The organism is Flavobacterium nackdongense (assembly GCF_004355225.1).
Classification (GTDB): domain Bacteria; phylum Bacteroidota; class Bacteroidia; order Flavobacteriales; family Flavobacteriaceae; genus Flavobacterium; species Flavobacterium nackdongense.
In genome coordinates this window covers 3,592,358-3,611,915 of sequence record NZ_CP037933.1, presented here as the reverse complement: position 1 = coordinate 3,611,915, position 19,558 = coordinate 3,592,358, and the positions used below count along the sequence as shown (strand labels likewise).

The 19,558-nt window shown below is 36.4% G+C and carries 20 protein-coding genes; 18 read left to right on the top strand and 2 right to left on the bottom strand.

Features of this window, described 5'->3' with window-relative positions; all coding sequences use genetic code 11:
- Window positions 1-46: 46 nt before the first annotated feature.
- A complete protein-coding gene (locus tag E1750_RS15525) occupies window positions 47-775 on the bottom strand; it encodes a biotin--[acetyl-CoA-carboxylase] ligase (RefSeq protein WP_133277650.1) in 729 nt (242 codons plus the stop codon).
- A gap of 96 nt (window positions 776-871) precedes the next feature.
- Between E1750_RS15525 and rsfS the strand changes: the two genes are divergently transcribed.
- The 7 genes from rsfS (at window position 872) to E1750_RS15490 (ending at window position 6,476) form a co-directional block, all read left to right on the top strand.
- A complete protein-coding gene (gene rsfS, locus E1750_RS15520) occupies window positions 872-1,243 on the top strand; it encodes a ribosome silencing factor (RefSeq protein WP_133277649.1) in 372 nt (123 codons plus the stop codon).
- Between the two features lie 15 nt (window positions 1,244-1,258).
- A complete protein-coding gene (gene ftsH, locus E1750_RS15515) occupies window positions 1,259-3,181 on the top strand; it encodes an ATP-dependent zinc metalloprotease FtsH (protein WP_133277648.1) in 1,923 nt (640 codons plus the stop codon).
- Between the two features lie 109 nt (window positions 3,182-3,290).
- Complete coding sequence (locus E1750_RS15510; protein WP_133277647.1) at window positions 3,291-3,893, top strand: lactate utilization protein B/C; 603 nt, start codon at window positions 3,291-3,293, stop codon at window positions 3,891-3,893.
- A gap of 1 nt (window position 3,894) precedes the next feature.
- Entirely contained in the window at window positions 3,895-4,785 is an 891-nt protein-coding gene (locus E1750_RS15505) for a phosphatidate cytidylyltransferase (protein ID WP_133277646.1), read from the top strand.
- A complete protein-coding gene (locus E1750_RS15500) occupies window positions 4,775-5,428 on the top strand; it encodes a phosphatidylserine decarboxylase family protein (protein ID WP_133277645.1) in 654 nt (217 codons plus the stop codon). The genes E1750_RS15505 and E1750_RS15500 overlap by 11 nt, the downstream gene beginning before the upstream one ends.
- Window positions 5,428-5,697, top strand: a complete 270-nt coding sequence (locus E1750_RS15495; RefSeq protein WP_133277644.1) for an acyl-CoA-binding protein — start codon at window positions 5,428-5,430, stop codon at window positions 5,695-5,697. The genes E1750_RS15500 and E1750_RS15495 overlap by 1 nt, the downstream gene beginning before the upstream one ends.
- 8 nt (window positions 5,698-5,705) lie before the next feature.
- Window positions 5,706-6,476, top strand: a complete 771-nt coding sequence (locus tag E1750_RS15490; protein WP_133277643.1) for a superoxide dismutase — start codon at window positions 5,706-5,708, stop codon at window positions 6,474-6,476.
- Between the two features lie 174 nt (window positions 6,477-6,650).
- On the opposite strand, the gene E1750_RS15485 is transcribed toward E1750_RS15490, so the two are convergent.
- Window positions 6,651-7,517, bottom strand: coding sequence for an AraC family transcriptional regulator (locus E1750_RS15485; RefSeq protein ID WP_133277642.1), 867 nt, complete (start codon window positions 7,515-7,517; stop codon window positions 6,651-6,653).
- Window positions 7,518-7,625: 108 nt separating this feature from the next.
- Here E1750_RS15485 and fucP point away from each other — a divergent pair, with 108 nt between their 5' ends.
- The 11 genes from fucP (at window position 7,626) to E1750_RS15430 (ending at window position 19,487) form a co-directional block, all read left to right on the top strand.
- The gene (fucP, locus tag E1750_RS15480; protein WP_227873908.1) at window positions 7,626-8,915 is read left to right on the top strand and encodes an L-fucose:H+ symporter permease; all 1,290 of its coding nucleotides are present in this window, start codon (window positions 7,626-7,628) and stop codon (window positions 8,913-8,915) included.
- Window positions 8,916-9,139: 224 nt separating this feature from the next.
- Window positions 9,140-10,795: a UxaA family hydrolase gene (locus E1750_RS15475; RefSeq protein ID WP_133277641.1), complete on the top strand. Its 1,656-nt coding sequence runs from the start codon at window positions 9,140-9,142 to the stop codon at window positions 10,793-10,795.
- A gap of 132 nt (window positions 10,796-10,927) precedes the next feature.
- On the top strand, window positions 10,928-11,692 hold the full coding sequence (locus tag E1750_RS15470; RefSeq protein WP_133277640.1) for an SDR family NAD(P)-dependent oxidoreductase: 765 nt from the start codon (window positions 10,928-10,930) through the stop codon (window positions 11,690-11,692).
- Between the two features lie 190 nt (window positions 11,693-11,882).
- Window positions 11,883-12,620, top strand: a complete 738-nt coding sequence (locus E1750_RS15465; RefSeq protein ID WP_133277639.1) for a (Fe-S)-binding protein — start codon at window positions 11,883-11,885, stop codon at window positions 12,618-12,620.
- A gap of 258 nt (window positions 12,621-12,878) precedes the next feature.
- On the top strand, window positions 12,879-14,255 hold the full coding sequence (locus E1750_RS15460) for a lactate utilization protein B (protein WP_133277638.1): 1,377 nt from the start codon (window positions 12,879-12,881) through the stop codon (window positions 14,253-14,255).
- Window positions 14,256-14,263: 8 nt separating this feature from the next.
- The gene (locus tag E1750_RS15455; RefSeq protein WP_133277637.1) at window positions 14,264-14,839 is read left to right on the top strand and encodes a LutC/YkgG family protein; all 576 of its coding nucleotides are present in this window, start codon (window positions 14,264-14,266) and stop codon (window positions 14,837-14,839) included.
- 27 nt (window positions 14,840-14,866) lie between these two features.
- The gene (locus E1750_RS15450) at window positions 14,867-16,222 is read left to right on the top strand and encodes an alpha-L-fucosidase (RefSeq protein WP_133277636.1); all 1,356 of its coding nucleotides are present in this window, start codon (window positions 14,867-14,869) and stop codon (window positions 16,220-16,222) included.
- A gap of 45 nt (window positions 16,223-16,267) precedes the next feature.
- Window positions 16,268-17,119, top strand: a complete 852-nt coding sequence (locus E1750_RS15445; protein ID WP_133277635.1) for a fumarylacetoacetate hydrolase family protein — start codon at window positions 16,268-16,270, stop codon at window positions 17,117-17,119.
- A 210-nt stretch (window positions 17,120-17,329) separates the two neighbouring features.
- Entirely contained in the window at window positions 17,330-17,665 is a 336-nt protein-coding gene (locus tag E1750_RS15440; protein WP_133277634.1) for an L-rhamnose mutarotase, read from the top strand.
- A 200-nt stretch (window positions 17,666-17,865) separates the two neighbouring features.
- Window positions 17,866-18,696 carry an amidohydrolase family protein gene (locus tag E1750_RS15435; RefSeq protein ID WP_133277633.1) on the top strand — a complete coding sequence of 277 codons (831 nt, stop codon included), beginning with the start codon at window positions 17,866-17,868 and terminating at the stop codon, window positions 18,694-18,696.
- Window positions 18,697-18,707: 11 nt separating this feature from the next.
- Window positions 18,708-19,487 carry an SDR family oxidoreductase gene (locus E1750_RS15430; RefSeq protein WP_133277632.1) on the top strand — a complete coding sequence of 260 codons (780 nt, stop codon included), beginning with the start codon at window positions 18,708-18,710 and terminating at the stop codon, window positions 19,485-19,487.
- Window positions 19,488-19,558 lie beyond the last annotated feature (71 nt).

Genomic DNA, 19,558 nt, shown 5'->3' with positions numbered 1-19,558 from the left:
CTCATTATAAAAAAACCTTTTAGTGACCACTGAAAGGTTTTTTTAGTTAATACAACATCTGAATTTCCTTGATATCAAATTCAGCAATGGAATCATCTTCTAAAAGTACGCTTAGTTTTCCTGAATCGGAAACGCCTTGAATTATCCCCATAAAATTTTGCTGATTTTGGTCTGCAAAAGCCATTGGAATTCCTATTTTGAACAGTCTATTGGAATATTCCGACCAAAACAAATCTGAATTTTGTGCCCAAATCTGACTATTTTGTTTTAATTTTTCGATAATTTTCATCAGAATTTTTTCTTTATCGAAAGTCGTTTTGCAAATTACCGCCAAGGAAGATGCTTTGGGTAAATTTTCAAAATTGATTTGGTTCACATTCAGCCCCAAACCCACAATCGAATGAATTCTTCCGTCACTTTTAATACTATTTTCAATCAAAATGCCACCTACTTTTTTAGTATATGACATAATGTCGTTAGGCCATTTGACACTTAATTCTGGAATGTTAAAATCTTCTAATGCCTGAATAATCGAAATAGAAACTACAATATTAATATCAAATAAACGATTCACATCAGTAACAAAATCATAAACTAAAATACTCATTATTAGATTTTTACTTGGTTCAGAATCCCAAACCGCCCCCATTTGTCCTTTGCCCTTAGTTTGATTTTCGGCCGTAACCACGGTAAAATTATCCAGTATTTGCTTACTTGCTAATCCCCTGAGGAAGTCGTTCGTAGAATCTATGGCATCGAGTTTGATTAGTTTCATAGGCAGTTATTTAGGAAACAGAATTTAATATTATGTTAACGTTCAAAAATAATCACAAAAAATGGTAACTTTACCAACTTATATTAAAAATATTTCATGACAAAAAAGATAGTAAATAATGATGTTCTATTGGCAAACATCATCAAAGGAATAGAAGAAGTAAAAGGAAATGATATTGACATTCTTGATTTAAGAGAAATAGACACCGCCGTTTGTGACTATTTTGTTATCTGCAACGGAAATTCAAATACTCAAGTTAACGCCATTGTTAACTCTATCCAAAAAGTAGTTTCAAAAGAATTGAAGGACAAACCTTGGCACGTAGAAGGATCGGACAATGCCGAGTGGGTGCTTATGGACTATGTGAGCATTGTCGTGCACGTTTTCCAGAAACACATTCGCGAATATTACAATATTGAAAGCCTTTGGGGCGATGCCAAAATTACTAAAATCGAAAATAAATACTAAAGAAATAAACCTCCAATGGCAAAAGATAATAAACCGAATTCGAATAATTTTAAAGTAAGTCCATGGTTAGTGTACACGGCTATCTTATTGATTTTCTTAACCATAAGTTTTTTCACGGGTGGTTCCAATTTACAAGAACCCGTTTTATTAGATCAAACAAAATTCAATGCTCTATTAGAAAAAAGTCAGATTGAAAAAATAGTCATCTTCAATAAAAAAGATGCAGAAATTTACTTAAGCCCTTCTGCACTAAAGGATGATGCCAATAAAAAAGTGGCCAAAGATCTATTGAATAATCAAAACAAAGGTCCACATTATAAAGTGAGCCTTGGAGACGTTCAAATATTTGAAAGAAAATTAGAAAAAGCAGTTACTGAGGGTAAACTTAAAAATTATGATTTTCAAGAAAGCAGCAATTGGAGCGAAATCATAATCAGCCTTTTGCCCATCATCATTATCATCGGCGTTTGGATTTTTATTATGAGAAGAATGTCAGGCGGCGGAGGTGGCGGCGGACAAATTTTTAATATCGGAAAATCGAAAGCCAAACTTTTTGACGAAAAAACGGATATCAAAACCTCTTTCAAAGATGTTGCAGGATTAGAAGGTGCCAAAGAGGAGATACAAGAAATTGTTGAATTCTTGAAAAACCCAGAAAAATACACCAATTTAGGCGGAAAAATTCCGAAAGGAGCATTACTCGTTGGTCCTCCGGGAACCGGAAAAACACTTTTGGCAAAAGCCGTCGCAGGTGAAGCTCAAGTGCCATTTTTCTCGCTATCGGGTTCTGATTTTGTGGAAATGTTTGTTGGAGTTGGTGCCTCGAGAGTTCGCGATTTATTCAAGCAAGCCAAAGAAAAGTCCCCTTCAATCATTTTTATTGACGAAATTGATGCGGTGGGAAGAGCCAGAGGAAAAAACAATATGTCGGGTGGAAATGACGAACGCGAAAACACATTAAACCAGTTACTCACCGAAATGGATGGTTTTGGAACCAATTCGAATGTAATCGTTTTGGCTGCCACCAACAGAGCCGATGTTTTAGACAAAGCCTTGATGCGTGCAGGTCGTTTCGACAGACAAATTTTTGTAGATTTACCGGACATTCGCGAACGCGAAGAAATTTTCAAAGTGCATCTCACTCCATTGAAAAAAGTTGAGAATCTAGATACCGACTTTTTAGCCAAGCAAACACCCGGTTTTTCAGGTGCCGATATTGCCAATGTTTGTAACGAAGCCGCTCTGATTGCCGCTAGAAATAACAAAACGGCAGTAGACAAACAAGATTTTCTTGACGCAGTAGACCGAATTATCGGTGGGCTTGAAAAGAAAAATAAAATCATTACTCCTGAAGAAAAGAAAGCCATCGCAATACACGAAGCTGGACACGCCACCGTTAGTTGGATGCTGGAGCACGCCGCTCCACTGATCAAAGTGACGATTGTTCCTCGTGGTCAAAGTTTGGGTGCCGCATGGTATCTTCCCGAAGAGCGACAAATTGTTAGAACAGACCAAATGCTAGACGAAATGTGCGCTACTATGGGCGGAAGAGCTGCTGAGAAAGTAACTTTCGACAGAATTTCGACGGGGGCGTTAAGCGACTTAGAAAAAGTAACCCGCCAAGCGCGTGCAATGGTGACGATTTATGGTTTGAACGAAAAAATCGGGAATGTAACCTATTATGATTCCACAGGCCAAAGTGAATATAGCTTTTCTAAACCCTATTCGGATGAAACTGCTCAAACAATCGATAAAGAAATTTCAATATTAATAGAAAGCCAATACGAACGAGCCATCAAAATCTTAGAAGAAAACAAAGACAAACTCAATCAGCTCGCAGATATTCTTATTGAGAAAGAAGTGATTTTCAAAGACGACTTAGAAACCATTTTCGGAAAAAGAACCTTTGACGACAATCTGACAGAAGTAGTGTCGTAATCATAAAAACGCATATTATTTTAAAATCTTAATTCAAAAGTGACTTTTGAATTAAGATTTTTTTATCTTTGAACGTTTTCAATTAATTTATCAAGTAGCATCGAAATATATGAGTCTTTTTAAAAAAATATTTAGCTCTATAAACCCCTCTTCAGACGAAGGAAATGACATCGAAAAGAATAAATTTTCTATTCAGAATGATGCGCCAATAGAAGAAAAATTCATTTATAATTTCAATAAAAATGGTGGTAAATTTTTGTATTGCGAAAATGAAACGGAACTAAAAGATCATTTTGAACACATTCTAGAAGAAAACGATTGGTTTGAAGGCGAAGCGCTCTGCTATGAACCGGATCTTCTTGGTATGCTAGAAGAAAATAAAATCAAGCATCATAAAACAAAAACACCTTCTTTCCTCTTGGCTAATTGCGAAAATTTAATTGCAGACGAGGGATCTATCTTGTTTTCATCGAAGCAAATAAAACAGCACAAACCCAACGAACTCCCTGTAAACATTGTAATTATTGCTACTACTAGTCAAATAATCGAAACCAAAAGCGATGGTTTGAGCGTAATTAAGAAAAAATACATTAAAGACTACCCTACCAATATCACAACCATAAAATATTTCAAGAAAGCGGTTGACGAAGATTTTACGCAGTACGGAAGTTCTGCTAAAAATCTGTATTTATTGCTTTTAGAAGATTTATAAGATGAATGAAACACTTAAGAGAACTATTTCTGGTGCTGTTTATGTAATGTTATTGCTGTCTTCGATTCTCTATTCGACAGAAAGTTTTTTTGTTTTATTTGGACTCTTTTTAATCATTGCGATTTACGAATTTTGTAATCTGATTCAGATTAACAAACTACCTTCAATATTATTTGGAATTCTATTGTATACCGCAGTCACTTTGCTCAGTTGCTACAACAAAATTACGACTGATTTCATCAATAAAACATTCAATACGCAGCTAGATTTGTCCATCAATGTGAAACAATTAGACCTGATTCTCTTGGTTATCGCCTTGGTTGTATCTATTAAATGCATTCTATTTTTGTTTTATGACAAAATTCAAAAGTCGAGTATTTCCTCGAAATCACTTTATTTATTAGGGTATATCATTTTACCATTTATATTTATCACCAAAATATCTTTTGGAGTCAAAGATTACAATCCGAAAATCATCATAGGCTTGTTTATCATCATTTGGACTAATGACACCTTTGCCTTTATTGTTGGGAAATCGATTGGAAAAAACAAATTATTCGAAAGAATATCGCCTAAAAAAACCATCGAGGGCTTTGTCGGAGGTATTGTTTTCTCCATTTTAGCTGGTTATTTAATATCCAAATATTATATAAAGGCAAGCCCAGAATTTAGCTCCACCTCTATCATGATTTGGGTTATAATAGCGCTCATTGTGGGAATTATGGGCACCATCGGCGATTTAATTGAATCTAAATTCAAACGAATTGCCGGCGTAAAAGACAGCGGAAAAATCATGCCGGGCCACGGAGGTATTCTAGATCGCCTAGATAGTGTTATATTTGTAGCACCAATTATATTTTTATTTTACCAAATTTTATACTATGTTTCATAAAGAAGGCGCTCAATCTATTTTAATCGGTACTGTTGTTACGGCAATCGTGCTGCTATTATCTGATAAATTTATCGATACCACTTGGATTAAAATGACAATCCAAATCATAACTTTTTTGTTATTGATTATCATTTTACAATTTTTCAGAAATCCAAAACGCAACTTTATTTTAGACGAAAACCAAATTCTTGCCCCAGTCGATGGTAAAGTCGTGGTTATTGAGGAAGTATTTGAAAGCGAATATTTCAAAGAAAAACGCATTCAGGTTTCTATTTTTATGTCACCTCTCAATGTTCACGTAACGCGGTACGCAATGGGTGGCATCATAAAATTTAGCAAATATCATCCCGGAAAATTCTTGGTGGCTTGGCATCCAAAAGCTAGCGAAGAAAACGAAAGAACTACCATTGTAGTCGAAAATAAAAACTTTGGCGAGGTATTGTACCGTCAAATTGCAGGAGCTTTGGCCAAGAGAATCGTCAATTATGCCAAAGAAGGAATGCAAGTAGTTCAGGGAGAAGATGCAGGTTTTATTAAATTTGGTTCCAGAGTCGATTTATTTTTGCCTTTGGGTACACCTATCAATGTCGTACTGAACCAAAAAGCAGTTGGTGGAAAAACAATTATCGCCACAAAAGGCTAATGACTACTAAAGATTTAGATACACGTTTTCAAGAAGCGGTAGCAATTGCTTCGAATATGACTCAGGCATCGCTCCCGCAGGATGTCCAGTTACGACTTTATGCTTTTTACAAACAAGCAACATTTGGCTCGCTCAGTTTTAATCATTCTGAAAGTTATGATTTAAGAAATGCTTTCAAAACCAATGCTTGGTTTCAGATAAGCCATCTATCCGTGGAAGAAGCCAAAGAACAATACATAGAAATTATAAATTCCTTATTGGAAAAATAGGTTTAATTATGAAAAAGATAAGTGTACTTCTAGCCCATTTATTTCTCCTTAGCATTTTAGTTTCCTGCAATAATAAAAAATACACCGAAGTAGTCGAAGTACCCTTACCAACCGCCGAAGAAAAGGTAATTATGGGAATGCCTGATGATGTTAAGGCAAATGAAGGGTCTTTTCTACTAGAAAAACTACCGTATTCGTACGATGCATTGGCGCCAAACATATCGGTTTTTACAATGGAAAATCATTATTCAAAACATTATTTAACCTACACCAACAACCTCAACAAAGCGATCGAAGGAACCCCATTAGAAAATCTGACCATCGAAGAAGTATTGGCTAAATTAGATCCAAGTGTTCTTGACATTAAAAATAATGCGGGCGGATACTACAATCATTCCCTGTATTTTAAATGTATGGGACCAAAAGCGGGAGGTCAACCCAAAGATACTTTGGCAGCAGCCATCACCAAAAAGTTTGGCTCTTTCGATAATTTTACCACTGCTTTCAAAGACGAAGCTACCAAACAATTTGGTTCTGGTTGGGTTTGGCTCATCGTGGATCGGTCCGGCAGCCTTCAAGTAACTAGCACTCAAAATCAAGACAATCCGATGATGCGAAATGCTACTATCCCCGGAAAACCAATTCTGGCACTTGACCTATGGGAGCACGCTTATTATTTGGACTATCAATACAAAAGAAAAAATTATGTCGATGCATTTTTCAACGTAATCAATTGGAAAAAAGTAGGCGAAAATTATGTCGAAGCCATCCAGAAGTAAATCGAAAATACATTAAAAAAAAGGTTAAAATGGAAGTAACATTTTACCCTTTTCTTTTACAATTAAAGAACCCAATCCATAAGATTCAAATACAAACAAGAAGCCCTATTTTTCTCTAAACAAAAGTTGTGGGTTTTAAATCTCAAATAAATCAATTTGAGAATTATCCAGTACTTAATTCTTGGCTTTTTGACGGTATTCTTTTGGTGTGGTTTTTGTCAATTTTTTAAACAACTGATTGAAATTGGAAGCCGTTTTATAACCACATTTATAAGCTATTTCAGAAATTCCTAAATCGGTTTCAATAAGCAATTTACAAGCATTCGAAACCCGAATTTCATTTAAATACTCCACAAAACTTTTTTGGGTTTTTAATTTGAACATTCGACAAAAGGAAGTCGGCGTCATATGCGATATTTCGGCAATTTTTATCAGCGAAATCTCTTCATTATAATTGTCTTTCAAATATTCAAAAACAGCTGATAACTTATCTTTTTTACCGGATGCATCCGCGGGAATATAAAACTCAGTATTGATGAAAGAAATATCCGAACTTTCCGAAAGTAAAGCTAAAATTTTGAAAAGTCCTAAAATCATTTCAAAGTCCTTTTTTTGAAGGAGTTTCTCTAATTTTTTTGCAATTAATTGATTTGTTTTACCCGTTATTACGACACCACGAGCTGCCTGCTTAAAAAAAGAATTGATCTTTTGTGCTTCTTTTAATTCGTAAAAAGAAGGTCCAAAAATTTCTTTATTAAAATAAACTACAATCGCTTTGGCTTTTAGAGTGCTAATACCTTGATAATATATTTCATCATTGAGCCAAACGTGAGGGATGTCTGAGCCTAAAAAAACCATATCGCCAGGCACAAATTGTTCTACGGAATTTCCTATAATTCTTTTGCCGTAGCTCTCTTTAACATATACAAGTTCTAACTCAGGATGCGAATGAAAAGGGGCTTGAAAAAAAGAATCCTCGCGTGAAATCACCGAAACTGAGCTGTTGTGATACGAAGTTATTTTTGTATTTTCAATTTTCATTTTTCAAAGATAATTAATAATTAAACAAAGATAATATTGAGTTAATAATTATACCAATGTCATTCTATCTTTATACTTTTAATCAAGTAACAATTTAATATACAAACCGTGGCAGTAGCACCTCATCCAAGTGGGAAAAACCCGCACATTTCCTCTGATTCTAAAAAATGGATTTTCCCATTTGTACTGGTAACTAGTTTATTCTTTTTCTGGGGATTTGTCCACAATTTAGATCCTATTCTGATTCCGCATTTGCGAAAAGCATTTAACCTTTCTGATTTGCAATCGTCTTTGGTCGATTCATCTGTGTTTATTGCCTATTTCGTTATGGCGTTGCCTGCGGGTTACATTATGCGAAAATATGGTTATAAAGCAGGAATTATGTTAGGATTAATCCTTTTCGGAATTGGTTCTATTCTTTTTGTTCCAGCAGCAAATTCATTGCAGTACAGTTATTTTCTAGCTGCCTTATTTGTTATTGCTTGTGGTCTAACTTTTCTAGAAACAGCTGCAAATCCTTATGTCACCATTTTAGGTCCCGCTGAAACAGCGACCAAACGTTTAAATTTTTCTCAATCTTTTAACGGTTTAGCAGCTTTTATCGCTCCAGCCTTTGTTGGACCGCTTATTTTATCTGATAAAAATTACACCCAAGCCCAAATCGAAGCAATGACACCTGCCATAAAAAACGCCTATATCGTCTCGGAAGCGGATAGCGTAAAAATGCCTTATCTTATTTTGGGAATCATCATTTTAGCTGTAGCCGTAATTTTTTATTTTACCAATATGCCCGATGTGAAAGACGAAGATGTCGATGGTGCTGACGGCGCTAGTTTTGGTGGTGCGTTAAAATCAATGCGTTTGCGATGGGGAATTTTAGCACAATTTTTTTATGTGGGAGCGCAAGTTTGTGTGGGTAGTTTTTTCATTAAAATGGCAACCACTTCGGCTGGAATTGACGAAGATTCTGCAGCCAAGTTTTTAGGATTTTTTGGTTTGGCATTTATGTTGGGACGTTTCTTTGGGACGTTTTTAATGCAATACATCAATCCCCGAAAACTTTTAATTATTTATACTTTAATCAATATTGCGCTTACAGTTATCGCCATAACAGGGACAGGAATGTTGGTTGTTTATAGTTTAATTGCTATTGCGTTTTTTATGAGTATTATGTTTCCAACAATATTCTCAATGGGAATTGACGGCTTGGGACACAACACTAAAATTGGTTCTTCCTTAATCGTAATGTCGATTGTAGGCGGTGCCTTTTTGCCACCTGTTTTAGGAATCATTTCCGACCAAACTGCGAGTATTCAATACGGTTATATCGTGCCGTTAGTTTGCTTTTTAGTCATTTTATTATTCGCATTTAACGTACACAAAACAGACAAAGCCTAAATAGTTGTTTATGATTAATAATAAATAATTTTAAAAATTAAACACATAGATACATAGAAAATAAGAAATTTATAGTCCATTTTTAATGGGTTCACATAGCTATGATTTTCTTAAAAAAAGTGAAACGTCTTTTAAAATTTACAAAATCTATGTTTCTATGTTTTAAAAAAATAAAAAATAAATTATGCCGAAAGGGTACAAAGCTTAACATTTAGATATACAAAATGTCACAAAACGAATTAAAAAAAATAGTGGTTAAATTAGATCCAAAAGACAATGTTTTGGTAGCATTAACCGATTTAGAAAAAGGAAAAATAGTAGTTTTCGAAAATGAATCTTTCGAAATGCAAGATGTAATCAAAGCCAAACATAAATTTTATATGTCCGATTTCCATTTGGGTGATGAAATTTTTATGTACGGTGTTTTGGTTGGAAAAGTACAAACGAATGTTGCCAAAGGAAGCTTAATGACTACCGACAATTTGAAACACGCCGCCGAACCTTTTGATTATCGTTCTTTTGATTATACTTGGCAAACGCCCGATATTTCGAAATACAAAAACAGCACTTTCAACGGATTTAAAAGAAAAGATGGTCGCGTAGGTACTGCCAATTATTGGTTATTTGTTCCGACTGTTTTTTGCGAAAACCGAAATCTCGATGTTATTAAAGAAGCTTTGCACAATGAGTTGGGCTATTCTGTAAGTGACAAATATACCACTTACACGCACCAACTTTTAGAAGCGTACAAAAACGGAGTCGATGTAGAAAATATTGGTACAGATTTAATGCCAACTGCCAATTCAAATCGCATTTTCAAAAATGTAGATGGTATAAAATTCCTAAACCATCAAGGAGGTTGTGGTGGAACGCGCCAAGATTCGGCAACACTTAGTTCGTTGTTAGCATCCTATGCCAATCACCCAAATGTAGCTGGAATTACAGTTTTGAGTTTGGGTTGTCAGCATTTGCAAGTAGCCGATTTTAAAAATGATGTCCTCAAACAAAATCCATTATTCGATAAACCTTTACTAATTTTCGAACAACAAAATGCCCAAAGCGAAGAACAATTAATTGCCGAAGCCATCAAAAAAACATTTTCGGGACTTATCGAAATCAACAAATTAGAAAGAACGCCACAACCTTTAAGCGAATTGTGTATTGGCGTAAAATGTGGTGCTAGCGATGGTTTTAGCGGTGTTTCTGCCAATCCTGCCGTGGGTTACACTGCCGATTTGGTAGTTGCCCTTGGCGGAAAAGTACTCCTTGCTGAATTCCCTGAATTGTGTGGTGTCGAGCAAAACCTAATCGATCGTTGCGAAACCGAAGCAGCTGCACAAAAATTCATCAATTTAATGCGTTCGTACGACGATTTGGCTCACAAAGTAGGTTCTGGTTTTCATATGAATCCGTCTCCTGGAAACATAAAAGACGGTTTGATTACAGATGCGATAAAAAGTGCTGGTGCTGCCAAAAAAGGCGGAACGGCGCCAGTAGTCGATGTTTTGGACTACACCGAATTGGCAACAAAACCAGGATTAAGCTTGGTTTGCACACCCGGAAATGATGTAGAAGCAACCACCGGAAAAGCAGCCGCTGGAGCAACTTTAATTTTGTTTACCACAGGTTTGGGAACGCCAACAGGAAACCCTGTTTGTCCAGTAATAAAAGTCGCTACCAATTCTATTTTAGCGAATAAAATGAGCGATATTATCGATATTGACTGTGGACCAGTTATTAGTGGCGAAAAAACTATCGAAGAAATGGGTGAAGCTATTTTGGATTATTGCATCAAAGCCGCAAGTGGCGAAATTATTCCAAAAGCAGTGCAGTTAAACCAAGACGATTTTATTCCGTGGAAACGGGGAGTTTCACTATAAAATGGTTTTACAATTAAATCCAAACAAAATAATTTAAACCATTAAGAAATTAAGGTCTTTAAGACTTAATTACCTTAATTTCTTAATGGTTTAAAACTAAAGATCATAATTTAAACTTAACATCCTAATAAAATGTTCTCATTACAAAATAAAAAAGCAGTAGTTACAGGCGGCGGAAGCGGTATTGGCAAAGCCATTTCGGTTTTGTTTGCCAAACAAGGCGCCGAAGTACACATCATCGAATTAACCGTAGAAAGTGCTCAAGAGGCGGTTTCAGAAATAAGTGCCAATGGCGGAAAAGTAATTTCGCACGCTTGCAATGTAGCCAATCACGAAGCGGTTGTTGCCGTTTTCGAAAAAATTGGCGCCATAGATATTTTGGTTAACAATGCCGGAATTGCCCACGTTGGAAAAGTAGATACGACGCCTGAAGCGGATTTTGACCGAATAATGAATGTCAATGTCAAAGGTGTTTACAACTGTTTGTATGCTTCGATTCCGCAAATGCGATTGTCAAATGGTGGTGTTATTCTTAATATGGCCTCGATCGCCGCTTGGGTCGGAATTCCAGATCGATTTGCGTATTCTACTGCTAAAGGGGCAGTTATGGCAATGACATTATCGGTAGCCAGAGATTATATGAGCGAAAATATTCGTTGCAATTCCATTTCGCCAGCACGCGTGCATACGCCTTTTGTCGATGGATTTATTGCTAAAAATTATCCTGATAACCAAGCAGAAATGTTTGATAAATTATCCAAATCACAACCCATTGGACGTATGGGAAAACCAGACGAAGTCGCAGCATTAGCTTTGTTCTTATGTAGCGACGAATCTGGATTTATAACAGGCTGCGATTATCCTATTGATGGCGGTTTTATAAAATTAAATAACTAAAGTTTTAGATTTTTTTAGGTAAGAAAATAATTTAAACACATAGAAACATAGAAAAGAAGAGTTAGATAGCCCTCTCCAAGGGTTCACAGTAGCTATGCTTTTCTTAAAAAAAGTGAAACGCCTTTTAACCATTGACAAGTTCTATGTTTCTATGTGTTAAAAAAAATAATAACTAACTAGTGAAATACTGATGAAAGTAGCCTTATTCATTCCTTGTTACATCGACCAGTTTTATCCCAATGTCGGCATTGCATCGTTGCAATTATTGGAGAAATTGGGTTGCGATGTTTCATTTCCGTTGGAGCAAACTTGTTGTGGTCAGCCAATGGCAAATAGCGGTTTTGCAAGTTTAAGCAAAGGTTGCGATGCCAATTTTGTAAAAAACTTTCGTGGTTTTGATTACATAGTTGCGCCTTCAGGAAGTTGTGTTTTGCACGTAAAAGAACATTTGCACGACGACAAAAATCCTTTAGAAGCAGAAAAAATTAGAAATTCAGTGTATGAATTGACAGAGTTTTTGACCGATATTTTGAAAGTAAAAAACATAAACGCTCGTTTTCCATTCAAAGTAGGATTGCATAACAGTTGCCACGGACAGCGAATGTTGAACCTTTCGTCGATGTCAGAACGCGTGTTGCCAGCCTTTTCAAAACCACAAGATTTACTGAATATGGTGCAAGATATTCAATTGATAAAGCCCAAACGCAACGACGAATGTTGCGGTTTCGGTGGTACTTTTTGCGTATTCGAAGAGGCGGTTAGTGTCAAAATGGGGAAAGATAGAATCAGCGAACACCAAGCCAACGATGTAGATTACATCACCGGCGTTGACTCTAGTTGCTTGATGCATCTCGAAGGGATTCTAAACCGTCAAGGAAATAAAATAAAAACCATTCATATTGCGGAAATATTGAATAGTAGTTTGTAATGAATTTAAATGGTTAAGTATAATTAAAAAATGAAACGCATAGAAACATAGAAAAAAGAAAAGATAGACCAATTCTTGGTTTTCTCATAGCTATGTTATACTATCTAAAATGAAGTGTCTCAATTAATTCAATAAAAGCTATGTTTCTATGCGTTTAAAAATTAAGTCCAAGGTTAAATTAGAAGAAAAGTAAACAAATATAACTCAGGCTCATTTCGCTGTTTTTTGGAGAGGGCTGGGGTGAGGAAAACAATAATTATGACACCAAAACACGCTGACTTAGCAGAACAATTTATCACCGACGAGCCAAGAACCAATTGGCACGACGAAACACTTTGGTTTGTTCGTGAAAAACGAGACAAAGCGGTACACGGTATTCCAGAATGGGAAGATTTGCGCGAATGGGGTTCTCAAATAAAGAATCATTCGCTCTCGAATTTATCGCAATATTTAAAAGAATTCGAAGAAAAAGCTACTGCCAATGGCATTCAAATTCACTGGGCAGCAACAGGCGAAGAACACAACCAAATTATTCATAAAATCATTCAAAAAAACAACATTCAACGGATTGTGAAGAGCAAAAGTATGCTTACCGAAGAATGTCATTTGAACGATTATTTAGAACATCGAGGTATTGAAGTAGTCGATTCTGACCTTGGCGAACGCATCGTGCAATTTCGAAAAGAAGCGCCAAGTCATATCGTTTTGCCGGCCATTCACCTGAAAAAACAGGATGTAAGCGAAACTTTTCACGAACATTTAAACACCGAAAAAGGCAACAACGACCCACAATATTTAACCGAAGCGGCTCGCGGACATTTGCGGGATAAGTTTGTAGAATCTGAATTATCGATTACAGGAGTCAATTTTGCCATTGCCGAAACGGGCGGATTTGTGGTTTGTACCAACGAAGGCAACGCCGATATGGGTGCGCACAGTGCTGCGGTTCATATTGCTTGTATGGGTTTCGAAAAAATTATTCCGAAAGCTGAACATTTGGCAGTTTTCCTCCGATTATTGGCTCGAAGTGCTACCGGTCAACCGATTACTACTTTTTCGAGTCATTTTCAAAAGCCACGAGACGGTCAAGAAATGCACATTGTGATTGTCGATAATGGTCGCAGCACACAATTAGGTCGAGAAGATTTTAGAAATTCGCTGAAATGCATTCGTTGTGCAGCTTGTTTCAATACCTGCCCAGTGTATCGAAGAAGTGGCGGACACAGTTACCACACTTCAACGGCGGGACCAATTGGCTCTATTTTGAATCCTAATTTGGATATGAAAGCCAATTCTGATTTGCCTTTTGCCTCCACACTTTGTGGTAGTTGTACCAATGTTTGTCCCGTAAAAATCAATATACACGAGCAATTGTGGAAGTGGCGACAAGAAATTGTGAAAAATGGCTATGTCGATACTACTAAAAAAATCGGTATGAACGGAATGGCGGTGTTGTTTTCGTATCCAGCCATTTACCGTCTTACAGGAAAAATCGGACGATGGGTAATGCGTGTTGTACCATTTATTACCAATAACCAATTGAATCCTTGGTACAAACAACGAGAAATGCCAAAACCGCCCAAGGAATCTTTCCGAGATTGGTATAAGAAAAACGGTAATTCACAAAAAAATTAGGAGTAACAATGAGTTCAAGAGATAAAATACTAAATGCTATTGCAGCCAACCAACCGGATTTGGTTGCGCCGCCAACCATCGATTTAGATACCGTAATAAGTTACGAAGATAATTATACTCAATTTAAAAAAGTGCTGGAAGGAATTGGCGGAAAAGTTGAATTGCTGTCTGATATTGCCATTTTAAATAATCAAATTCAAAAAGATAAAGCCAGCGGACAACTGGTAATCAATATGATTGACGATGTTGACAAGCAAATTGTAATGCTAACGTCTTTCGAATTAGAAAAATTAGAAAAAGTCTATCTCAGAGCCACGCTAGGTGTTGCTGAAAATGGTTCGGTTTGGTTGTATGAAAGCCAAATGGGGAATCGATTATTGCCCTTTATTTGTCAGCATTTGATGTTGGTTATCCATAAAAAAGACATCGTAACTACAATGCATCACGCCTATCAGCAAATTGATATTGCCAAAGAAGGTTTTGGTGTTTTCATCGCCGGACCATCTAAAACTGCCGATATCGAACAGTCATTAGTCATTGGTGCTCACGGCGCAAGAACGGCGACGATTTATGTAGTAGAATAGCAACTAATTTTAAAATTTATAACCAAAATGAAAAAACTTCTTTTAACAATTGCAATCTTTTTATTATTTCTTGGAAATGCACAAGCGCAGCTTCCTAAAGAAACGCCCGAGCAAAAAACCGAACGAATGAAATGGTGGACAGAAGCGCGTTTCGGAATGTTCTGTCACTGGGGATTGTATGCAATGCCAGCACGCCACGAATGGGTTCGTAGTAACGAAAAAATTACTGACGAAGACTACCAAAAGTATTTTGAATTGTACAATCCCGATTTGTTTCAACCCAAAGAATGGGCACGAATGGCAAAAGAAGCGGGAATGAAATATTTTGTCATTACCGCCAAACACCACGAAGGTTTTTGCAACTGGGACAGCAAGTTTACCGATTATAAAATTACCAACACGCCTTTCAAACGCGATGCTTTGAAAGAAGTTGCCGATGCAATGCGCGCCGAAGGAATTAAAGTTGGATTTTATTATTCCTTAATCGATTGGCACCATCCTGATTTTACCTTAGACCAATTTCATCCTTTGAAACCAAAAGACAATAAAGTTAAAATGGACAGCATCAATAAAACTCGGGATATGAACAAATACCGAGCCTATATGAAAAATCAGGTTACAGAATTGCTGACTAATTATGGCGAAATTAGCTTAATGTGGTTTGATTTTTCTTATGCTGAAAAAGGGAATAAGGAATGGGATTCGGAAAATTTATTGAAATTAGTACGAAAATTACAACCCAAAATAATGGTAAACAACCGTTTGGATTTGAACAAAGTAGAAGGCGGTTGGGATTTTGTAACACCCGAACAATATATGCCAGCCAAATGGCCAGAAGTTGATGGCAAAAAAGTGCCTTGGGAATCTTGTCAGACTTTTTCAGGGTCTTGGGGTTATTATCGCGATGAAAAAAACTGGAAAAGTCCAAGTCAGCTCATTTCAATGTTGATCGAAAATGTGAGCAAAGGCGGCAATTTATTGCTGAATGTGGGTCCAACAGCTCGTGGCTATTTGGATTACAGAAGCGAAAGTGCCTTAAAATCAATGGGCGAATGGATGAAATACAACAGTCCTTCTATTTACGGATGTACCCAAGCTCCAGAGGAATTCAAACTTCCTGCCAATTGCTTGTACACCTACAATCCAAAAACTAGACGCTTGTATTTGCACCTCATCAACTATCCAACGGGTAAAATTGCCTTGGCGGATATGAAAGATAAAGTTAAATATGCACAATTTTTACACGACAATTCAGAAATAAAATTCATTGCTAAATCGTCGCACCAACCTGATTCAGAGAAAGTAGAAGGCGAATTGGTTTTGGCTTTACCAGTTAATAAACCGAATGTTGAGATTGCGGTAGTTGAATTGATATTGAAATAATAAAAACACTTTTGAAATTAATTATATTTATAAAAATTTAGAAAAATGAAACTAATACGTTTTGGAGCAGCTGGTCAAGAAAAACCAGGCATTTTAATTGGAGAAAAAAGATTCGATGTTTCTTCAATTGTTACCGATTACAACGAATCCTTTTTTGCAGAAAATGGATTAGAAAAATTACAAAAAGCTTTAGAAAGCAATCCTAGTTTGCCAGAAGTGGATGCTGATGTTCGTTTGGGTTCGGCAGTGGCTAGACCTTCAAAAATTATTTGTATTGGATTGAATTATGTCGATCACTGTCGTGAAACGAATGCACCAATTCCCGACGAGCCTATCATATTCTTCAAATCAACAACCGCTTTGTGTGGACCGAATGATGATTTAGTTATTCCAAAAAACAGCGAAAAAACCGACTGGGAAATTGAGTTGGCATTTGTAGTGGGTAAAAAAGCAAGTTATGTTGCAGAAGCCGATGCGATGGATTATGTAGCTGGTTATTGTTTGCACAACGATTATAGCGAAAGAGCCTATCAATTGGAACGTGGAGGTCAATGGGCAAAAGGAAAAGGTTGCGACACATTTGCACCACTTGGACCCTTTATGGCAACAACCGATGAAATTGAAGATGTAAATAATTTGTCGATGTGGTTGACCGTAAACGGAAAAACATATCAGAACAGTAATACCTCGAATTTAATTTTCAAAATTCCATTTTTGGTGCATTATTTAAGTCAGTTTATGACTTTACTTCCAGGCGATGTCATCAGCACAGGAACACCTCCAGGAGTTGGATTGGGCATTAAACCAAACCCAGTTTACATCAAAGTAGGCGATGTGGTTGAATTAGGAATGGAAGGTTTAGGAAGCAGTAAACAAGTGGCGGTAGCTTACAAATAGAGATTTTAGATTGTAGAATATTGATTCTTGAATGCAGATTAACGATTTTTGATTTAGGATTGAGCTATGCTAAATATTGACTAATTGAGTAGTTTGATAAATGTAGCATCGTTAATACCAAACTGGAATAAATTGTCTGGTTCATTGATATCAGAAAATCTTAAATCAAGAATCGTTAATCAAAAATCTTAAATCAAAAAATAAATTGTTATGAATACGCAAAAATACTGTCTCGCATTAGACCTGAAAGACGATGCACAATTAATGGCGCAATACAAGGCTTACCATCAAGAAGTGTGGCCAGAAATCATTGCAAGTATCAAGGAATCAGGCATTACGGTTTTGGATATTTACAATGTGGGCAACCGAATGTTTATGATTATCGAAGCCAACGAAGACTTTTCGTTTGACAAAAAATCGGCTGCGGATGCTTCTAATCCCAAAGTGCAAGAATGGGAAGACTTGATGTGGAAATTTCAGCAAGCACTGCCTTGGGCAAAGCCGGGCGAGAAATGGATGTTGATGGAGAAAATATTCGAGCTTTAATTGGCCACGGATTTCAAGGATTAAACAGATTTACACGGATTTTTTTCATACACTTGTTTTTTCTATTTGTCATTCCGTAGGAATCTCAAACACTCGAGAGTAGGGACGCTTACAGCGTGACAAACAGCCTTAATAAGTATCAAAAAATTCGTGGTAATTCGTGAAATTCGTGAAATTCGTGTTTAAAAACTTTTTATCAAATGAAAAAAATAGACAGTCACCAACATTTTTGGAAATACCATCCGGTTAAAGACGCTTGGATTACTGATGATATGAAGGTAATTCAGCGGGATTTTCTACCTGAAGATTTGCAACCAATATTGCAAGAAAATAACGTTGATGGTTGTATTGCCGTACAAGCCGATCAAAGCGAAGAAGAAACCCATTTTTTGCTGGGACTTGCTGAAAATAATGACTTTATAAAAGGAGTTGTAGGTTGGATTGATTTGCGAAGTCCAGATTTAGTTTCGAGATTAGACTATTTTTCCCAGTTCAAAAAACTGAAAGGTTTTCGGCATATTGTACAAGGAGAAGCGGATGAAAATTTCCTTTTGGGTACAGCTTTTTGCGAGGGAATTGCCCAATTAGAAAAGCATCATTTTACCTATGATATTTTAATTTTTCCAAAACATTTGCCCGTGGCGTTCGAGTTTGTAAAACGCTTTCCCAATCAGAAATTTGTCATCGACCATTTGGCAAAACCCAATTTCAAGCAAACCGATTTTGCCGATTGGGAAAAAGGAATGCGAGAAATAGCATCTTGCCCCAATGTATATTGCAAAGTTTCGGGTTTGGTTACCGAAGCCGATTGGAAACATTGGAAAACAAGCGATTTCACCTATTGTTTAGATGTAGTAACCGAAGCTTTTGGAATCAATCGTTTGCTATTTGGCAGTGATTGGCCGGTAAGTTTGTTGGCAGCAACTTATAAAGATTCGTTCGATATTGTTGCTGATTATTATTCTAAATTCTCGAAGGAAGATCAAGAAAAAATTTGGGGTGGCAATGCCATCGCATTTTATAATTTATAAAATAGAAAAAAATGAATTTAAACTTAAAAGACAAAGTAGTAATTGTAACTGGCGGGGCCAAAGGTATTGGTTTAGGAATATGTAAAGTATTGGCACAAGAAGGCGCTATTCCTGTTATAATTGGTCGCAAAGAAGCAGACAATCTTAAAGCAGTAGCCGAAATTGAAGCAATGGGTTTTACAGCCAAAAGTGCTCAAGCAGAACTTTCAAATCCAAACGATTGCGAAAAAGCAATACAAGAAGTCATCTTAAATTGTGGCCGAATTGATGGATTAGTTAATAATGCCGGAGCCAACGACAGTGTTGGATTAGAATCTGGAAACTACGAAAGCTTTATGGCTTCATTGCATAAAAACTTAGTGCATTACTATTTAATGGCGCATCACGCTTTGCCAGAATTAAAAAAATCAAAAGGAAGCATCATTAATATTGGGTCAAAAACTGCCGATACAGGTCAAGGTGGAACATCAGCTTATGCAGCTGCAAATGGTGGGCGAAATGCACTAACAAGAGAATGGGCGGTAGAATTAATACCTTATTCAATAAGAGTTAATGCTTTAATTGTTGCAGAATGTCATACGCCTTTGTATGAAAATTGGTTGCAAACTTTTGATAATCCTACTGAAAAATTAAAAGAAATTACCGATACGATACCTTTTGAAAATAGAATGACTACTGTGGAAGAAATTGCCAATATGGTGGTTTTCTTACTTTCTGATAAATCCAGTCACACCACAGGTCAATTGATTTATGTGGATGGTGGTTATACGCATTTAGACAGGTCGTTGTAGTTCATTTCACTAAAACTGTTACTAGCGAAACATCTCAATACTAAAACAAACTACCTGTCATTGCATAATCC

Bases quoted from the DNA above. Each gene is read 5' to 3' on its own strand.
- E1750_RS15525 (WP_133277650.1), bottom strand. From the start codon at position 775: ATGAAACTAATCAAACTCGATGCCATAGATTCTACGAACGACTTCCTC.
- rsfS (WP_133277649.1), top strand. From the start codon at position 872: ATGACAAAAAAGATAGTAAATAATGATGTTCTATTGGCAAACATCATC.
- ftsH (WP_133277648.1), top strand. From the start codon at position 1,259: ATGGCAAAAGATAATAAACCGAATTCGAATAATTTTAAAGTAAGTCCA.
- E1750_RS15510 (WP_133277647.1), top strand. From the start codon at position 3,291: ATGAGTCTTTTTAAAAAAATATTTAGCTCTATAAACCCCTCTTCAGAC.
- E1750_RS15505 (WP_133277646.1), top strand. From the start codon at position 3,895: ATGAATGAAACACTTAAGAGAACTATTTCTGGTGCTGTTTATGTAATG.
- E1750_RS15500 (WP_133277645.1), top strand. From the start codon at position 4,775: ATGTTTCATAAAGAAGGCGCTCAATCTATTTTAATCGGTACTGTTGTT.
- E1750_RS15495 (WP_133277644.1), top strand. From the start codon at position 5,428: ATGACTACTAAAGATTTAGATACACGTTTTCAAGAAGCGGTAGCAATT.
- E1750_RS15490 (WP_133277643.1), top strand. From the start codon at position 5,706: ATGAAAAAGATAAGTGTACTTCTAGCCCATTTATTTCTCCTTAGCATT.
- E1750_RS15485 (WP_133277642.1), bottom strand. From the start codon at position 7,517: ATGAAAATTGAAAATACAAAAATAACTTCGTATCACAACAGCTCAGTT.
- E1750_RS15475 (WP_133277641.1), top strand. From the start codon at position 9,140: ATGTCACAAAACGAATTAAAAAAAATAGTGGTTAAATTAGATCCAAAA.
- E1750_RS15470 (WP_133277640.1), top strand. From the start codon at position 10,928: ATGTTCTCATTACAAAATAAAAAAGCAGTAGTTACAGGCGGCGGAAGC.
- E1750_RS15465 (WP_133277639.1), top strand. From the start codon at position 11,883: ATGAAAGTAGCCTTATTCATTCCTTGTTACATCGACCAGTTTTATCCC.
- E1750_RS15460 (WP_133277638.1), top strand. From the start codon at position 12,879: ATGACACCAAAACACGCTGACTTAGCAGAACAATTTATCACCGACGAG.
- E1750_RS15455 (WP_133277637.1), top strand. From the start codon at position 14,264: ATGAGTTCAAGAGATAAAATACTAAATGCTATTGCAGCCAACCAACCG.
- E1750_RS15450 (WP_133277636.1), top strand. From the start codon at position 14,867: ATGAAAAAACTTCTTTTAACAATTGCAATCTTTTTATTATTTCTTGGA.
- E1750_RS15445 (WP_133277635.1), top strand. From the start codon at position 16,268: ATGAAACTAATACGTTTTGGAGCAGCTGGTCAAGAAAAACCAGGCATT.
- E1750_RS15440 (WP_133277634.1), top strand. From the start codon at position 17,330: ATGAATACGCAAAAATACTGTCTCGCATTAGACCTGAAAGACGATGCA.
- E1750_RS15435 (WP_133277633.1), top strand. From the start codon at position 17,866: ATGAAAAAAATAGACAGTCACCAACATTTTTGGAAATACCATCCGGTT.
- E1750_RS15430 (WP_133277632.1), top strand. From the start codon at position 18,708: ATGAATTTAAACTTAAAAGACAAAGTAGTAATTGTAACTGGCGGGGCC.